Source organism: Streptomyces sp. NPDC054866 (assembly GCF_053610745.1).
In genome coordinates this window covers 642,177-657,797 of sequence record NZ_JBSGZA010000002.1, presented here as the reverse complement: position 1 = coordinate 657,797, position 15,621 = coordinate 642,177, and the positions used below count along the sequence as shown (strand labels likewise).

Annotated in this window: 14 protein-coding genes, 1 other RNA gene and 1 pseudogene; 10 read left to right on the top strand and 6 right to left on the bottom strand. The window is 72.2% G+C overall.

The window, feature by feature from the left end; genetic code table 11:
- The first annotated feature begins 30 nt into the window (after positions 1-30).
- Positions 31-1,107 carry a Zn-dependent alcohol dehydrogenase gene (locus ACWGI2_RS11730; RefSeq protein ID WP_453695056.1) on the top strand — a complete coding sequence of 359 codons (1,077 nt, stop codon included), beginning with the start codon at positions 31-33 and terminating at the stop codon, positions 1,105-1,107.
- Positions 1,108-1,124: 17 nt separating this feature from the next.
- Positions 1,125-2,084 carry a 3-oxoacyl-ACP reductase gene (locus tag ACWGI2_RS11725; protein ID WP_453695055.1) on the top strand — a complete coding sequence of 320 codons (960 nt, stop codon included), beginning with the start codon at positions 1,125-1,127 and terminating at the stop codon, positions 2,082-2,084.
- Positions 2,085-2,534: 450 nt separating this feature from the next.
- Here ACWGI2_RS11725 and ACWGI2_RS11720 read toward each other — a convergent pair whose 3' ends face one another.
- Entirely contained in the window at positions 2,535-3,635 is a 1,101-nt protein-coding gene (locus ACWGI2_RS11720; protein ID WP_453695054.1) for a hypothetical protein, read from the bottom strand.
- A gap of 219 nt (positions 3,636-3,854) precedes the next feature.
- On the opposite strand from ACWGI2_RS11720, the gene ACWGI2_RS11715 reads away from it, so the two are divergent.
- From ACWGI2_RS11715 to ACWGI2_RS11700, 4 genes are all read left to right on the top strand, one after another.
- Positions 3,855-4,922 (top strand): ABC transporter substrate-binding protein, encoded by a 1,068-nt coding sequence (locus tag ACWGI2_RS11715; RefSeq protein ID WP_453695053.1) that lies wholly within the window; start codon positions 3,855-3,857, stop codon positions 4,920-4,922.
- An 86-nt stretch (positions 4,923-5,008) separates the two neighbouring features.
- Positions 5,009-5,860 (top strand): Nif3-like dinuclear metal center hexameric protein, encoded by an 852-nt coding sequence (locus tag ACWGI2_RS11710; RefSeq protein ID WP_453695052.1) that lies wholly within the window; start codon positions 5,009-5,011, stop codon positions 5,858-5,860.
- On the top strand, positions 5,857-6,600 hold the full coding sequence (locus ACWGI2_RS11705) for a zinc ribbon domain-containing protein (RefSeq protein ID WP_453395888.1): 744 nt from the start codon (positions 5,857-5,859) through the stop codon (positions 6,598-6,600). Before ACWGI2_RS11710 ends, ACWGI2_RS11705 begins: the two co-directional genes overlap by 4 nt.
- 12 nt (positions 6,601-6,612) lie before the next feature.
- Positions 6,613-7,749 carry a bifunctional RNase H/acid phosphatase gene (locus tag ACWGI2_RS11700; RefSeq protein WP_453695051.1) on the top strand — a complete coding sequence of 379 codons (1,137 nt, stop codon included), beginning with the start codon at positions 6,613-6,615 and terminating at the stop codon, positions 7,747-7,749.
- A gap of 161 nt (positions 7,750-7,910) precedes the next feature.
- Here ACWGI2_RS11700 and eda read toward each other — a convergent pair whose 3' ends face one another.
- Both eda and yaaA read right to left on the bottom strand, forming a co-directional pair.
- Positions 7,911-8,555 (bottom strand): bifunctional 4-hydroxy-2-oxoglutarate aldolase/2-dehydro-3-deoxy-phosphogluconate aldolase, encoded by a 645-nt coding sequence (gene eda, locus ACWGI2_RS11695; RefSeq protein ID WP_453695050.1) that lies wholly within the window; start codon positions 8,553-8,555, stop codon positions 7,911-7,913.
- A gap of 83 nt (positions 8,556-8,638) precedes the next feature.
- The gene (gene yaaA / locus ACWGI2_RS11690) at positions 8,639-9,439 is read right to left on the bottom strand and encodes a peroxide stress protein YaaA (protein WP_453695049.1); all 801 of its coding nucleotides are present in this window, start codon (positions 9,437-9,439) and stop codon (positions 8,639-8,641) included.
- Between the two features lie 437 nt (positions 9,440-9,876).
- Here yaaA and ACWGI2_RS11685 point away from each other — a divergent pair, with 437 nt between their 5' ends.
- Positions 9,877-11,319 carry an RNB domain-containing ribonuclease gene (locus ACWGI2_RS11685; RefSeq protein ID WP_453695048.1) on the top strand — a complete coding sequence of 481 codons (1,443 nt, stop codon included), beginning with the start codon at positions 9,877-9,879 and terminating at the stop codon, positions 11,317-11,319.
- Here the strand turns inward: ACWGI2_RS11685 and ACWGI2_RS11680 are convergent.
- Together ACWGI2_RS11680 and ACWGI2_RS11675 are read right to left on the bottom strand one after the other, a co-directional pair.
- The gene (locus ACWGI2_RS11680) at positions 11,270-12,085 is read right to left on the bottom strand and encodes a hypothetical protein (protein ID WP_453695047.1); all 816 of its coding nucleotides are present in this window, start codon (positions 12,083-12,085) and stop codon (positions 11,270-11,272) included. The two genes, ACWGI2_RS11685 and ACWGI2_RS11680, sit on opposite strands and share 50 nt — an antisense overlap.
- Positions 12,086-12,102: 17 nt before the next feature.
- The gene (locus ACWGI2_RS11675; RefSeq protein ID WP_453395887.1) at positions 12,103-12,939 is read right to left on the bottom strand and encodes a MerR family transcriptional regulator; all 837 of its coding nucleotides are present in this window, start codon (positions 12,937-12,939) and stop codon (positions 12,103-12,105) included.
- Between the two features lie 232 nt (positions 12,940-13,171).
- On the opposite strand from ACWGI2_RS11675, the gene ACWGI2_RS11670 reads away from it, so the two are divergent.
- Entirely contained in the window at positions 13,172-14,047 is an 876-nt protein-coding gene (locus tag ACWGI2_RS11670) for an AraC family transcriptional regulator (protein ID WP_453695046.1), read from the top strand.
- Between the two features lie 19 nt (positions 14,048-14,066).
- Positions 14,067-14,846 (top strand): annotated as a pseudogene (locus ACWGI2_RS11665) (DMT family transporter); the annotation flags it as partial.
- Here ACWGI2_RS11665 and ACWGI2_RS11660 read toward each other — a convergent pair.
- A complete protein-coding gene (locus ACWGI2_RS11660) occupies positions 14,795-14,941 on the bottom strand; it encodes a hypothetical protein (protein WP_453695045.1) in 147 nt (48 codons plus the stop codon). The pseudogene ACWGI2_RS11665 and the gene ACWGI2_RS11660 sit on opposite strands and share 52 nt — an antisense overlap.
- Positions 14,942-14,970: 29 nt before the next feature.
- On the opposite strand from ACWGI2_RS11660, the gene rnpB reads away from it, so the two are divergent.
- Positions 14,971-15,378, top strand: an RNA gene (gene rnpB, locus ACWGI2_RS11655) — RNase P RNA component class A.
- The last annotated feature ends 243 nt before the right edge of the window (positions 15,379-15,621 follow it).

Below are 15,621 nucleotides of genomic sequence, written 5' to 3'. Positions count from 1 at the left end.
CCTGAGTCTTCGTATGAGGGGAGCCGCACCATGCGCGCAGCCGTACTGCACGAGATAGGCCAGGACAAGCTCGAAGTCCTCGACGACGTCGAGGCGACGGGCTTCGGTCCCGGCAAGGTCAAGATCCGGGTGCGGGCCACCGGCCTGTGCCACTCCGACGTCTCCGCGATGAACGGCGTACTGCCGCAGCCCGCGCCGTTCATCCCCGGCCACGAGGGCGCGGGCGAGATCGTCGACGTCGGCGACGGCGTGAGCGGACTCGGCCAGGGGGACAGGGTCCTGATCTGCTGGCTGCCCGCCTGCGGCACGTGTCCGGCGTGCAAGCGCGGCCAGAGCCAGCTCTGCCTCGCCGGTTTCATGAACGCGGGCACCCCCAACTTCAAGCGCCCCGGCGGCGATGTCTTCGGCTTCGCGGGTACGGGCACCTTCACCGAGGAGGTCGTGGTCGACGCGGGCTGCGCCGTGCCGATCCCGGACGACGTGCCCTTCGACATCGCCGCCCTGATCGGCTGCGGGGTGACGACGGGGCTCGGCGCGGCCATCAACACCGCGAAGGTGGAAGCCGGTTCCTCGGTCGCCGTCATCGGCTGCGGCGGCGTCGGCATCTCCGCGATCCAGGGCGCGCGGCTCAAGGGCGCGGCGCAGATCATCGCCGTCGACCCGGTGGCATCGCGGCGCGAGGCCGCGCTGCGGTTCGGCGCGACGGAGGCGGTCGCACCGGATGCGCTGGAGGACGCCAAGCAGCGGATCACCGCGGGCGAGGGCTTCGACTACGTCTTCGAGGTCGTCGGAAAGTCCGCCACGGCCCGCACCGCGTACGAGACGACGCGGCGCGGCGGCACGCTCGTCATCGTCGGCGCGGGCGCCATGGACGACAACCTCCAGCTGAACATGTTCGAGCTGTTCTTCGACGAGAAGAAGATCCTGCCGTCCATGTACGGCGGCGGCGACGTCCTGCAGTCCTACGAGCGGGCCATCGCGCTGTGGCGCGCGGGCCGGATCGACCTGGAGAGCATGATCACCCACCGGGTGCCGCTCTCCGAGATCAACGAAGCGCTTGACCAGATGCGTACGGGCGTCGCGCTGCGTACGTGCATCGAGATCTGAGAGGACTTCGATCCCAGATGTCACAGCCATTGCCATCGCCACTGCCACTCGAAGGTCTGGCCGCGATCGTGACGGGCGCGGGCCGGGGGCTCGGTCGTGCGGAGGCCCTCGAACTCGCCAGGCTCGGCGCGAGCGTCGTCGTCAACGACTTCGGTCAGCCGGGCCGTGACGGCTCGGGCGAGGCGTCGGCGACGCCCGCCGAGGAGGTCGCCGCGGAGATCCGGGCGGCGGGCGGTCAGGCGGTCGCGCACCTGGGCGACGTCGCGGACCACGAACAGGCGCGCGGGCTCGTCCAGTTGGCGGTCGACACGTACGGCAAGCTCGACATCCTGGTGAACAACGCGGGGATCCTGCGGGACCGGATGATCTTCTCGATGAGCGAGGGCGAATGGGACTCGGTCATCCACGTCCACCTCAAGGGTCACTTCAACACGACGCACTTCGCGTCCGTGCACTGGCGTGAGCGGTCCAAGGCGGCGGGCGAGCCGGTGTACGGCCGGATCGTCAACACGTCCTCGGAGGCGTTCCTCGCGGGCTCCGCGGGCCAGCCGAACTACGCGGCGGCGAAGGGCGGCATCGTCGGCCTGACGACGTCGAGCGCGCTGGCCCTCGGCAAGTACGGCGTGACGTCGAACGTCATCTGCCCCCGGGCGCGGACCCGGATGACGGAGGACGTCTTCGCGGGGTACCAGGAGCCGGGCGCGGGCGAACTGGACGCGCTCGCTCCCGAGCATGTGGCGCCGCTGGTCGGCTACTTGGCGTCGCCTGCGGCGGGTGGGGTCAATGGGCAGCTGCTGGTGGTCCACGGCGGCATGGTGGCGGTGGTCGAACGCCCCAAGGTGGCGGCGAAGTTCGACACGGCGAAGGAGGTTTTCACGTACGAGGAGCTGGACGGGGTCCTGTCGCCTTATTACGCGGGGCGGCCTGCGAATGAGACCTTCGCGGCGTCCGAGGTGCTGGGCCTGAAGCGGGGGTGATTTTCCCCAACCCCGCCCCTTCCCAAAAACCCGCTCTGGCGCGGGGGCCTTGGTTGCCGTCATCACCGGCTCCGCCGAGTTCGTCCTCAAACGCCGGACGGGCTGGAAGATTCCGGCCGGGCTGGATATATCCAGCCCGGCCGGCGTTTGAGGCCATCTTGTCGGGGTCTGGGGCGGAGCCCCAGGTAGGTCCGGGGCGCAGGCACGGTTTTCGGGAAGGGGTGGGGTTGGGGAGTCAATCAGTTTTCGTTGCCCGGCCGACGATGCCGCCCCCGCGGCGCCGCAGGGCCATCATGCTCAGCCACAGGCCCCCGATGCCTACCGGCGCCGGAACCGCCCGCCGCCTCCCGCGGCTCGGGATTCCGCTCGGATTCCGTACTGATCTCGGTCGTCATCAACACACTCACCCCGTAAACCGGTAAAGAAGATCGTTCGTACAGCCGAGCGAGTCTAACCAACGCCCGCACGCCCCGTGAGAGGCGCCTGCTGCAACGGAACAGGCCGCGCGGCGACCGGCCCAGGCGCCGCCGCCGGAGCCGGCGGTTCCACCTCCGCGACCCCGCAGGAAACCGCCCCCGTCACGTACGGAAGCCGCAGCGCCCCCTCCCGCGTCCACCACCCCGCGCCCGCCAACCACCCCTCCGGAGCGGCCAGTTGATGCAGGCGCCGCTCGGCGGGACGCCACAGGCCGAGCCAGCTACCCGCCGCCCCGTCGATCCGCAGCGCCACCGCACAGCTCTCCGGCGTCAGCGTCTGACCGGGCTGGATGGCGAACGGCGTCACCGCGAGGTCGGGCAGGCGCAGGCACTCGGGGAAGCGCACCGGGCGCGTACCCCCGAGGACCCCCCAGCCGAGCCTGTCGTGGCCCGGTGCGTCCGAGCGGATCAGGAGCAGCCCGCTGTCGGGGTCCGCGAGCAGCAGCCGGTCGTCGCTCTCGTCGGCGATCTGGAGGAGCGGCGACACCTCGCCGGCCCGCTCCAGATCCACCGCCACCGCCTTGACCTGACCGTCCAACTCCCGGTCCAGGGCCAGCATCCGTCCTTCCCCGTCCAGCCAGACCCCGCCCGAACAGTGTCCGGGGATCTCCGCGACGTGCTCGGGCCCGAAGGCGCCGCCCGCTACAAGCCACAGGGCCGTCGACCCCGCGCCCACCGCGAGCGCGTACGCGTGGCTGCCGACCGGTGACGGCGGCAGCAGCGTAAGACGGGACTCGCCGCACTCGACGGCGCCGAGCGGGATCTCGCCGGTCTTCGGACCCGTGGGGTAGAGGAGCGCGAACGCGTGCCGTCCGTCGACCACGCGGTGGATCAGGACCCGTCCGTCGGCCATCGGGAGCACCTCCGTACCGGGCTCCTCGGGCTGGCTGCCGGGCAGCGGCACCGCGTACGGCTCGGGGGAGTCGAGGGTCCAGCGCTCGGGGAACCAGGAACCGCCTTCGTGGGCGAGGCGGGCGGCGTACGCACCGTCGGCGGTTATCACTGGGGGTGTCGCGGGCGCCGGGGGAGACGTCGGCGCGGTCATGGGCTCGGGCTCAAGCGTGGGCGCTGTCATGGGGAAACCTCCGGGCCACGAAGCTAGTTTTCGCACGCACTGCCGTGGCACCTGTGGCCGCCCGCTTCACACAGAAGGGTGGCGATGTACCGATTCGCCTGAGGGGGTGGGGGTGGTTGTGCTGGGTGGGGAGGGCGCGCTTAAAGTAAGGCGAACCTAAGTGGCTGCGGGCCCGCGGAAGCGGCAGCCCCGGCACACCCCCTGGAGCCTGGAGCACCGATGGCACCGCTTTCCCCGTCCCCACGGTCCGTACGACCCCGCCGCCACCGGGCCACCGCCGCGGTCGCCATCGCCGTGGCCGGCGCGCTCTCCCTCGCGGCCTGCGGGTCCGGTGACGGCGACGGCTCCGGCAAGTCCGACAACGGCAGCGGCAGCAAGGCCGTCGCCCAGGGCGGCGAGGACTTCACGAAGGCCGCCGAGCAGACCGCGAAGATGGGCACCACGGCGAAGCCGGGCGAGTTCCCGCGCACCATCACGCACGCCCGCGGCAAGACGGAGCTCAAGGCGCAGCCCAAGCGGGTCGTCGTCCTGGACGTCGGCGAGCTCGACAACGTCGTCTCGCTCGGCATCAAGCCCGTCGGCTACGCCCCCACCGAGGGCGACGACGGCATCCCCGGCTACCTGAAGAAGGACGCGGGCAGCCCCAAGGACGTGGGCACGATCAACGCCCTCAACCTGGAGGCGATCGCGAACCTCGAGCCGGACCTGATCCTCGGCAGCGAGCTGCGCGCCGCCAAGCTGTACCCGCAGCTCTCCAAGATCGCCCCGACGGTCTTCTCCATCCGCCCCGGCTTCACGTGGAAGGAGAACTACCTTCTGAACGCGGCCGCGCTCGACAAGACCGCCAAGGCGAAGACGGAGCTCGCCGCGTACGAGGAGAAGGCGAGGAACCTGGGCCGGGACCTCGGCGACGACAAGCCGACGATCACGATGCTCCGCTACATGCCGGACCGCGTCCGTCTCTACGCGAAGGCGTCCTTCATCGGCACGATCCTCGCCGACACCGGCCTGCCCCGCCCCAAGAACCAGCAGGTCAACGACCTCGCCACGGAGATCAGCACCGAGAAGATCGACGAGGCCGACGCCGACTGGATCTTCACCGGCGTCTACGGCGACCCGAAGAAGACGGGCCGCTCCGAGGCCGAGAAGAACCCGCTGTGGAAGAAGCTCGACGCGGTCAAGGACGGGCAGGCCAAGAACGTCCCGGACGAGACCTGGTACCTGGGTCTTGGTGTGACGGCGGCGAACGAGGTCCTGGGCGACCTCAGGGGCTTCCTCGTCAAGTAGCGCCCCCGCAAGGGGCGCTCAGTAGCAGCCCGTAGCGGTGCGTAACGTACGACATGCCGAGCGCAGCGGGAAGGTAGCCTTTCTCCGTGCCCCGTCTGTCTGAAGTCATCGCCGCCCTCGACGTCCTGTGGCCCGCCGAACTGGCCGAGAGCTGGGATGCGGTCGGCACCGTCTGCGGCGACCCCGACGCGGAGATCTCCCGGGTCCTCTTCGCCGTCGATCCCGTACAGGAAATCGTCGACGAAGCGGTGAAGCTGGGCGCCCAGCTCCTGGTCACGCACCACCCGCTCTATCTGCGCGGCACGACGACGGTCGCGGCGTCCACGTTCAAGGGCCGCGTCGTCCACGACCTCATCAAGAACGACGTCGCGCTGCACGTCGCCCACACGAACGCGGACCGCGCCGACCCGGGCGTCTCCGACGCCCTCGCCGGTGCGCTCGACGTCCGGATCGTCGGCCCCCTCGTACCGGACCCGGCAGACACCCACGGCCGCCGCGGCCTCGGCCGGATCTGCGAGCTCGAACACCCCCTGACGCTCCGCGAGCTCACCGCCCGCGCGGCCGAGCGGCTGCCCGCCACCGCACAGGGCATCCGCGTCGCGGGCGATCCGGAGCAGCTCATCCGTACCCTCGCGGTCAGCGGCGGCTCCGGCGACAGCCTCTTCGACGACGTACGCGCGTCGGGCGTGGACGCCTTCCTCACCGCGGACCTGCGCCACCACCCGGTGTCCGAGGCCCGCGCACAGACTCCGCTCGCGCTGCTCGACGCCGCGCACTGGGCCACCGAGTGGCCGTGGTGCGAGCTGGCCGCCGCGCAGCTCGATCAGATCTCCGACCGTCACGGATGGGGACTTCGCGTCCACGTCTCCAAGACGGTCACCGACCCCTGGACCGCCCACGCGGCCTCGAATACCGACACAACAGGAGCCCCCAACTGAACGCCGCGCCCGCCGACCAGATCCGACTCCTCGACGTCCAGGCACTCGACGTACGCCTCCAGCAGCTGGCGCACCGGAAGAAGTCCCTGCCCGAGCACGCCGAGATCGAGTCGCTGAACAAGGACATCGCGCAACTGCGCGACCTGCACGTCGCCTCGACCACCGAGGAGAGCGACTGCGCCCGCGAGCAGATCAAGGCGGAGCAGGACGTCGACCAGGTGCGCCAGCGCGCCAACCGCGACCAGCAGCGCCTCGACTCGGGCGCCGTGACGTCCCCCAAGGACCTGGAGAACCTCCAGCGCGAGATCGCCTCCCTCGCCAAGCGCCAGGGTGACCTGGAGGACGTCGTCCTGGAGGTCATGGAGCGCCGCGAGTCCGCCCAGGAGCGCGTCTCCGAGCTGGCGGAACGTGTCTCCTCGGTCCAGGCGAAGATCGACGACGCGACGGCCCGGCGTGACGCGGCCTTCGAGGAGATCGACGGCGAGGCCGCCACGGTCACCAAGGAGCGCGAGGTCGTGGCGGGTTCGGTCCCGGCCGACCTGCTCAAGCTCTACGACAAGCTCCGCGTCAAGGAGGGCGGCGTCGGCGCGGCCAGGCTCTACCAGCGGCGCTGCGAGGGCTGCCGCATCGAGCTGGACATCACCGGGGTCAACGAGGTGAAGGCGGCGTCCCCCGACACGGTCGTGCGGTGCGAGAACTGCAGCCGCATTCTGGTCCGCACCTCCGAGTCGGGTCTGTAAGGGACCGTGGCCGTGCGGGAGTTCATCGTCGAGGCGGACGGCGGGTCGCGGGGCAACCCGGGGCCCGCGGGCTACGGCTCGGTCGTCATCGACGCGGCCACCGGGGAGACCCTGCGGGAGGCGGCGGAGTACATCGGCGTCGCGACGAACAACGTCGCCGAGTACAAGGGGCTCGTGGCCGGTCTGAAGGCGGCGCACGAACTCGACCCGGCCGCCTCGGTCCACGTCCGCATGGACTCCAAGCTGGTCGTCGAGCAGATGTCGGGCCGCTGGAAGATCAAGCACCCGGACATGAAGCCGCTCGCCGCCGAGGCGGCGCGGATCTTCCCGCCGGACCGGGTGACGTACGAGTGGATCCCGCGCGAGAAGAACAAGCACGCGGACCGTCTCGCCAACGAGGCGATGGACGCGGGCAAGCGGGGCGAGCGGTGGGAGCCGGCGGACTCGACGGCGGAGCTGGACGCGCGTGCTGCGGAGAACGTGGCGGCGCAGGTCCCGCCCGTCGGCTGGGCGGCACCGGCCGACCTGGGCGCCCCCGCCACCTTCGTACTGCTGCGGCACGGCGAGACCGCGCTGACGCCCCAGAAGCGGTTCTCCGGCAGCGGGGGTACGGACCCCTCCCTCTCCGAGGTGGGGAGGGAGCAGGCCGAGCGGGCGGCGACCGCCTTCGCCGCCCGCGGCACGATCCAGGCGATCGTCTCCTCGCCGCTGAAGCGCTGCCAGGAGACCGCGCAGGTCGTCGCCGCCCGCCTGGGCCTCGACGTACGCATCGACGAGGGGCTGCGCGAGACGGACTTCGGGGCCTGGGAGGGCCTCACCTTCGGCGAGGTGCGGGAGCGCCAGCCGGAGGAGCTGAACGCCTGGCTGGCCTCGCCGGATGCCGCGCCGCCGGGCGGCGAGTCGTTCACGGCGGTGGCCCACAGGGTGTCGGCGACGCGTGACCGCCTGGCCGCGGAGTACGCGGGCCGCACGGTGCTCCTGGTAACGCACGTCACGCCGATCAAAACACTGGTACGCCTCGCGCTGGGCGCACCCCCGGAGTCCCTGTTCCGCATGGAACTCTCGGCGGCGTCGGTGTCAGCGGTGGCGTACTACGGAGACGGCAACGCATCGGTCCGCCTCCTGAACGACACGTCACACCTGCGATAGGGGCTCAAGCCCCGCAAGGGGCGCGGGGAACGGCGCGAGCAACCACGACGCACCCGCAGGTAAGGGCGCAGGGGGGCGCCCCGAAGGGGCGCGGGGAACGGCGCGCTCAGCCACCAAGCACCCGCAGGGACCAGCGGCCAGCCACCAAGCACCCGCAGGGATCAGCGCAGGGTGGCCGCCTCGCGAGCCAGGGCCTCGATGCGGGGCCAGTCCTTCGCCGAGACCGCGTCAGCGGGAAGCATCCAACTGCCGCCCACACAGCCCACGTTCTTCAGGGCGAGGTACGACGGCGCGGAAGCGAGGCCGATCCCGCCCGTAGGGCAGAAGCGGGCCTGCGGCAGCGGCCCGCCGAGCGACTTGAGGTAGGCGGTGCCGCCCGCTGCCTCCGCGGGGAAGAACTTCATCTCGTGCACCCCCCGCTCCAGGAGCGCCACGACCTCGGACGTCGTCGAAACCCCCGGCAGGAACGGCACCCCGGACGCCTTCATCGCGGCCAGCAGCGTGTCGGTCCACCCCGGACTGACCAGGAAGCGGGCCCCGGCGTCCACGGAGTCCGCCACGCCCTGGGGCGAGATGACAGTGCCGGCCCCGACCACCGCGTCCGGCACCTGCTCCGCGATGGCCCGGATCGCGTCGAGCGCGGCGGGCGTCCGCAGCGTCACCTCGATCGCGGGCAGCCCGCCCGCGACCAGCGCACGCGCCAGCGGCACGGCGTCGGCGAGGTCCTCCACGACGACTACGGGGACGACGGGGGCGAGATCGAGCACGGAGGGGGAGGCGGAGCCCGCGGCGGAGGGGGAAGTCATGGGAGCATCCTGCCCCGGCGTACGCAGCATGCGCAAAGGGTGTTGCACATGCTGCAACCCCAGGAGCGGGGAGGGTGGGGAGGTCAGTGAATCTCCCGCACCACCACATCCAACGCCCACGCCTTGCCCGCCTTAGCCGGCGCCTGCGCCTCCACCACATGCCCGAGATCCCGCAGCGCCTCGACCAGCTCGGCGGGGTTCTTCGGCTGGGCGCCGGTCTCGAGCAGGGACCGTACGATCCGCCCCTTCGTCGCCTTGTTGAAGTGCGAGACGACGGACCGCTTCTCGACCCCGTCGACCATCTGCGCGTGCAGCACCCGCACCGTCGCCGTCCGGTCCGCGACCTCACCCTTCGGCTTCCACGCGGCGGTGTACGCGGAGGACCGCAGGTCGAGCACGAGCCCGTCACCCGCGGCCTCGGGCATGGCCGAGGCCATCGGGGCGCGCCAGTAGGCGCCGAGCGCGCCGAGGCCCGGCAGCTTCACGCCCATCGAGCAGCGGTAGGAGGGGATGCGGTCGGTGACGCCGACGGCGCCCCACAGCCCGGAGAAGACCAGGAGCGAGCGGGCCGCGCGGCGCTTGGCGGCGGCGTCCAGCGTGGCGAGGCCAAGGGCGTCGTACAGAACGCCCGTGTAGATCTCGCCCGCGGGCCGAGCACCCGCCGTGCGGAGCTCGGCGTTCTTCGCGACCTCGCCGCGCAGGCCCTCGCTCAGACCGAGTACGTCACGGGCCTTCTCCTCGTCCGCCACGCAGAGGTCGACCAACTCGTCGAGCACAGCCTGCCGCGCGTCCGCGAGCGCCGGCAGGGAGAGCGACTCCGGCTTCAGGGGGGTGCCACGGCCGGAGGGCGCCTTGCCTTCGGAGGGCGGCAGCAGGACGAGCATGGGTCTCCTTCGGAATTCACGAGCGGGGGATGCGGCCCCGCGCCAGCGTAATCGCCCGGCTCATGCCGCGGCCTCACCACCGGCGGCCCCCACCGATTTGGACATCAGGCGCACGCGTCGGCGGTCGGCGACGCACGTGAGGGGACGTGCCGGTATGTCTGCCCGGAGCACGGTTCGCGGCACTCCGGCGCCGAAGCGACCAGGCGACCAGGCGACCACCGGACGATAGCGAGGACGGACATACCGGCGCGTCCCCGCCCCCAAGCCGCAGGAACACCGGCCCGCGTGCGCACGGGCCTGCTGCCCGGGCGCGGCCCCCAAGCCGGACGACCACCACCCCGCGCACGCCCCCGCGCCTACTGCCCCGCGCGGCCCCCAGCCGGGAAGAGGGCCCGCCTCGCCGTGCCACCCCGTCCCTCCCCGCCTACGCTCGTCCCATGCCCCGTCGCCACCTCCGCGTGACCGGCGCAGCCGAAGCTCCGTTGCGGGGCGTGCTGCGTGAGCTGCGTACGAAACTGGATGTCCCCGGGGGCTTTGCCGCGGACGTCCTCGCCGACGCCGAGAGGGCTCTCGCCGCGCCACGGCTGCCCGCGTACGACGCGACCGGCATCCCCCTCTTCACCATCGATCCGCCCACCTCCGTCGACCTCGACCAGGCGATGCACCTGTCCCGGCGTGACGGCGGCGGTTTCCGGGTGCGGTACGCCATCGCCGACGTCGCCGCGTACGTCACGCCGGGCGGGCCGCTCGACACCGAAGCTCATCGGCGCGTCACCACGCTCTACTTCCCGGACGAGAAGGTGCCGTTGCACCCCACCTCGCTGAGCGAGGGCGCGGCCAGTCTGCTGCCGGGCCAGGACTGCCCGGCGGTGCTCTGGACGATCGACCTCGACGGGGAGGGGCGGACCGTCTCCACCGACGTGCGCCGTGCCCTCGTACGCAGCCGCGCGAAGCTCGACTACGACGGCGTGCAGCAGGCCATCGACGGCGGCACCGCCGATGAGGCCCTCGCGCTGCTCGCCGACATCGGGCGGCTGCGCGAGCAGCTGGAGGTCGAGCGGGGAGGCATCTCCCTCAACGTGCCCGAGCAGGAGATCGTCCAGCGGAACGGCGCGTACGAACTCGACTTCCGCGCCCCGCTGCCCGCCGACGGGTGGAACGCCCAGATCTCCCTCCTCACCGGCATGGCCGCCGCCGAGCTCATGATCCAGTCGGGGGCGGGGATCCTGCGGACCCTGCCCACCGCCCCGGACGGCGCCGTAGGCCGGCTCCGCCGCACCGCCAAGGCCCTGCGGGTCGACTGGCCGCACCATGTCCCGTACGCCGAGCTGGTCCGCTCCCTCGACCCGCGTCTGCCCCACCACGCGGCGTTCCTCCAGGAGTGCACCACGCTGCTGCGCGGCGCCGGATACACCGCGTTCAGCGGCGGCGACGTCCCCGACCTCACCACGCACGCCGCCGTCGCCGCCCCCTACGCACACTGCACCGCCCCGCTCCGCCGCCTCGTCGACCGCTACGCCTCCGAGCTCTGCCTCGCGGCGGTCGCCGGGGACGAGCCGCCTCAGTGGGTGCTCGCCGCGCTGCCCGAGCTGCCCAAGGAGATGGCGGACGGTACGCGGCGCGGCAACACCGTGGAGCGCGAGTGCGTGGACCTCGTCGAGGCCGCGCTGCTCAAGGACCGGGTGGGCGAGATCTTCGACGGGGTGGTGGTGGACGTCCAGGAGCGTGAACCGGCCGCCGGTACCGTCCAGTTGACCGACCCTGCGATCGTCGCCCGCGTCGAGGGCGGCACGGGCGGTCTTCCGCTGGGGGAGCGGCTGCGGGTGCGGCTCACGCAGGCGGACCCGGGTGCGGCGAAGGTGCGGTTCGCGCCTGCGTGAGGGCGCTCAGCAGCCGCTCAGGCTCGTCCGCGTGCAGCCGTACGGTCGTCACCGGGCGCTGCCCGCCGAGGAAGCCGACCGCCGTGACGGGCTCCGTCAGCTCCAGCGTGAGGGAGGTCTGCGCGCCGACGGGCAGGTCGAGCACACCCTCGGCGGCCTCGTGCGTGAAACGCCGCTCGCCGCGTACGGCGGCGATCCGCTCCAGCGGTATCAGCAGGTCCCGGTGGGCGCCCTGGCGCACGCGGAGCGCGTCGGAGGACAGCACGTGCGGCCGGGTCACGGAGGCCGCGTGGATGCCGAGCATCAGGATGACGCCGTAGACGTCGATGAACAGGGTGATCGCGTGGAGCGTGGGCCAGTCGCGCAGCAGCACGGCCACCCCGATGGTCTCCACGACGCTGACGAAGACGAAGCCGTAGAGCATCGCGGCCTGATCGCGGGCGTGTCCGAACGCGAGATCCCCCTGCCGCACGCCGTGCCGCCGCCGTGCCACCCACAGCGCCAGGCTGGAGAACGCCCGCACCTCATGCCCGACGATCCGCCACACCGGCACCGGCACGACTTCCCTGACCGCCGCGCGCCCGCCCCGCCGGTACACGAGCGCGAACCCCGCGCCCCCGACGGCGAGCAGCGCCGCGGCTGCGGTCTCCACGCCGAGGAGTACGCCGACGGGGAGCGAGGCCCCCGCCGACAGGCAGACGACAAGGACGAGTTCGAGGGGTACGACGATCCAGGCGACGCACCGGAGCAGCGCGGCCGGACGCAAGCCCCGCGCGGGCCCCTTCACCGGGCGCCCCGCTCGATGAGCAGCCGCATCGCGCGGCGCACGGCCTCCGCCTGGGCGGGGGCGAAGTCGGAGAAGAACGCTTCGAGGAACCTGTCCTCGCCGCGGCCGAGCCCATCGGCCACCGCCCGTACGCCCTCGGTGCCCAGCTCCTCCAGGAGGGAGTCGGGCAGCGCTCCGGCGAGCGCCCCGGCGGCCTCGTCCACGGCCGCCTCCACGGCCGCCTCCGTACGCGGATCGGCGAGGTCGGCGTCCGCGAGCGCGTCGAGCAGTGCGTACACCTCGTGCGCGCGCTCCACGGCGTCCGGAGTGGACAGCGCGGGGTGCAGCGCGGCCATGAACCTGTCGCGATCCTCCGGGGGCGCTGTCGTGTCGATCAGGGCGAGCAGCTCCCGGTCCTTCGCGGCCATCGCGGACTCCGGCCCCTCGCGGCCCGCGGTGGAGCGGGCCATCTCGGCGAAGAACGCGCCCAGTTCGGGCGAGACGGGCCCCTCGGCGGACAGCTGCCCGCGCTCCGCGTCCCCCAGCAGGACCCGCAGCCGCTCCCGCCGCTCGCGGATCGCGTCCTCCTGGCGTGCGAGGTCCGCGTCCAGCTCCGCGAGCACCTCGGCGAGCTCGCGCCCCGCGTCGTCCGCGAGCACGTCCCGCACCTCGGCGAGGCCGAGCCCCAGCTCGGTGAGCCGCCGGATCCGCGCGAGCACGACGGCGTGCCGCAGCCCGTACTCCCGATACCCGTTGGCCCGCCGCTCGGGCTCGGGCAGCAGCCCGAGGTGGTGATAGTGCCTGATGGCCCGCGTGGTGACACCGACGATCCCGGCGAGCTCGCCGATCCGCATCCCGTTCATGAGGCCGTTCGCATCCCGTTCATGAGGCCGTTCGCATCCCGTTCATGAGGCCAGTAGAAACGTTGACGCTGCGACAAGGTCAAGCGACGCCGGACGGGGACCCGCCGGGCGGGCGAAGCCTGACGTCCACCCGTGACCCTGTGCCGCGGAGTTCGACTGACCACGGAAGGTTCGCGGGCGTCCCCGGCGTTGCACTCCTGAGAGGCGACGACGGGGGAGCGGCATGAGCGCGGGAGCGGTGCACGGCGGCGGTAGCGGTGGCGGGGAGCATGCCGTGTGGACCCGCGCCTCCCTCGGACCGGGCGGCGGCCCGCCCCTCGACCTGCTCACCGCCCGCTTCGACCGCCACCGCTACGCCCCCCACTACCACGAGGAGTTCACCGTCGGCGTCTGCGTCGGCGGCTCCGAGGTCATCGACTACCGGGGCGGACGGCTCGACGTGGGGCCGGGGAGCATCGTCGTGCTCGCCCCGGGCGAGGTGCACACCGGCGGCCCGGGGCGCCAGGGCGGATACGCGTACCGGGCGATGTACCCGGCGCCGCGCCTCCTCGCCGAGGGCACCCTGACCGCACCGAACTTCCGCGACCCGGTCCTGAACGACCCCGAGCTGGCCGCGGCTCTGCGCAGGGCGCACACCGAACTCAGCGCCAGCCCTGGCCTGTTGGGAACGTCGGACCCGCTGGAGGCCGAGTCGCGGCTGCCCTGGCTGCTCACCGCCCTCGCCCGCAGACACGGCAGCGCCCGGCTCCTGTGCGACACGGTGCCCGGCGCCGACCGCATCGCCCGCGCCGTACGCGACCGGCTCGCCGACGAACTCCTCGCCCCGCCGTCCCTCGCCGAACTGGCGGCGCCCCTCGGCCTCTCCCGCTACCAACTCCTGCGCGCCTTCCGTACGTCGACGGGGATGCCGCCGTACGCCTGGCTCGCCCAGCACCGCGTGACCCGGGCCCGCGGACTCCTCGACGCGGGGCTGCGGCCCGCGGAGGCGGCGTCCCTGGTGGGCTTCGCCGACCAGGCGCACCTGACCCGGTGGTTCCGCCGCGTACTCGGCGTGACCCCGGCCGCGTACCGCAACAGCGTTCAAGACGGCGGGCGCTGAGTGGCCGGAAACTGCCCGCATGACTGCACGCGGCTGGTTCCTCTTCTCCCTGATGGGCGTCCTCTGGGGCATCCCGTACCTGATGATCAAAGTGGCGGTCGAAGACCTCTCACCCTCGATGGTGGTCTTCACCCGCTGCGCGCTCGGCGCCGCGCTGCTGCTGCCGTTCGCCCTGCGGCAAGGGGGCCTCACCCGCGTCCTGCGCACCCACTGGAAGCCGATGCTGGCCTTCGCCTGCATCGAGATCCTGGGCCCCTGGTGGACCCTGACGGACGCCGAGCGCCGCCTCTCCAGCTCCACGGCGGGCCTGCTGATCGCGGCCGTGCCGATCATCGGCGCCGTCCTGGCCCGCTTCTTCGGCGACACGGAACGTCTCGGCGCGCGCCGCCTGGCGGGTCTCGGCCTCGGTCTCGGCGGAGTGGCGGTCCTGACCATCCCGCACCTCACCGGCGGCGACGCCTGGTCCCTCACGGAGGTCCTGCTCACGGCGCTCGGCTACGCGATCGCGCCCCTGATCGTGGCCCGCCACCTCAAGGCGGTCCCCACGCTCCAACTGATCGCCCCTTGCCTGACCTTGGCAGCGGTGGTGTACGCCGTACCGGCCGCGCTGACCTGGCCTTCGACCATCCCGGATGCCCCGACGCTGGCCTCCCTCGCGGGCCTCGGTGTCATCTGCACGGCCCTGGCCTTCGTGGTCTTCCTGGAACTCATCCGCGAGGCGGGCCCGACGCGAGCGGTGGTCTTCACCTACGTGAACCCGGCGGTGGCGGTGGCGGCAGGCGTCGCTTTCCTCTCCGAACCCCTGACGGCGGGCATCGCGGCGGCCTTCACGCTCATCCTGGCGGGCTCGTTCCTCGCGACGTCGTCCTCCTCTCCGGGCAGGAGCTCGGGCACACGCCGGGTAGCATGGTCGACACGGCAGACGAGCCGGGCGGACGGCCGCGTGAAGCTCCCCTCACCAGGGGCTCTTCCCGAGGAACGTCCGGGCTCCACAGGGCAAGGTGGTGGCTAACGGCCACCCGGGGTGACCCGCGGGACAGTGCCACAGAAAACAGACCGCCGGAGGCTTCGGTCTCCGGTAAGGGTGAAACGGTGGTGTAAGAGACCACCAGCGCCTGAGGTGACTCAGGCGGCTAGGTAAACCCCACCTGGAGCAAGGTCAAAAGGAGCCACTTCGGTGGCTCTGCGCGGACGACCGAGGGCTGCCCGCCCGAGTCCGCGGGTAGACCGCACGAGGCCCGCAGCAATGCGGGCCCTAGATGGATGGCCGTCTCCCCGGCCGCCGCGAGGCGCCCGGGCGACAGAACCCGGCGTACAGCCCGACTCGTCTGCCTTTATGGCCCTGACCAGGGGGTTTCCCTTGGCCAGGGCCATATGTCTTACGGAGGCGCTTCCCGCTTCTACCTGCGGTTTCTCGTTCGAGTCCCGGGCGAGAGAGGCGTGCGCGCCCGGTGATCTGGCCTTGGTTTCCTTGCACGCCGCTGCACAGGTTCGCACCCCCGGCGAGGTGCTGACTGGATCTGTAGGTGAACTCAGCGCCAGGGCGCTGTATCGGTGTTCATGGCATACGGCGC

Bases quoted from the DNA above. Each gene is read 5' to 3' on its own strand.
- ACWGI2_RS11730 (WP_453695056.1), top strand. From the start codon at position 31: ATGCGCGCAGCCGTACTGCACGAGATAGGCCAGGACAAGCTCGAAGTC.
- ACWGI2_RS11725 (WP_453695055.1), top strand. From the start codon at position 1,125: ATGTCACAGCCATTGCCATCGCCACTGCCACTCGAAGGTCTGGCCGCG.
- ACWGI2_RS11720 (WP_453695054.1), bottom strand. From the start codon at position 3,635: ATGACAGCGCCCACGCTTGAGCCCGAGCCCATGACCGCGCCGACGTCT.
- ACWGI2_RS11715 (WP_453695053.1), top strand. From the start codon at position 3,855: ATGGCACCGCTTTCCCCGTCCCCACGGTCCGTACGACCCCGCCGCCAC.
- eda (WP_453695050.1), bottom strand. From the start codon at position 8,555: ATGACTTCCCCCTCCGCCGCGGGCTCCGCCTCCCCCTCCGTGCTCGAT.
- yaaA (WP_453695049.1), bottom strand. From the start codon at position 9,439: ATGCTCGTCCTGCTGCCGCCCTCCGAAGGCAAGGCGCCCTCCGGCCGT.
- ACWGI2_RS11685 (WP_453695048.1), top strand. From the start codon at position 9,877: ATGCCCCGTCGCCACCTCCGCGTGACCGGCGCAGCCGAAGCTCCGTTG.
- ACWGI2_RS11675 (WP_453395887.1), bottom strand. From the start codon at position 12,939: ATGCGGATCGGCGAGCTCGCCGGGATCGTCGGTGTCACCACGCGGGCC.
- ACWGI2_RS11670 (WP_453695046.1), top strand. From the start codon at position 13,172: ATGAGCGCGGGAGCGGTGCACGGCGGCGGTAGCGGTGGCGGGGAGCAT.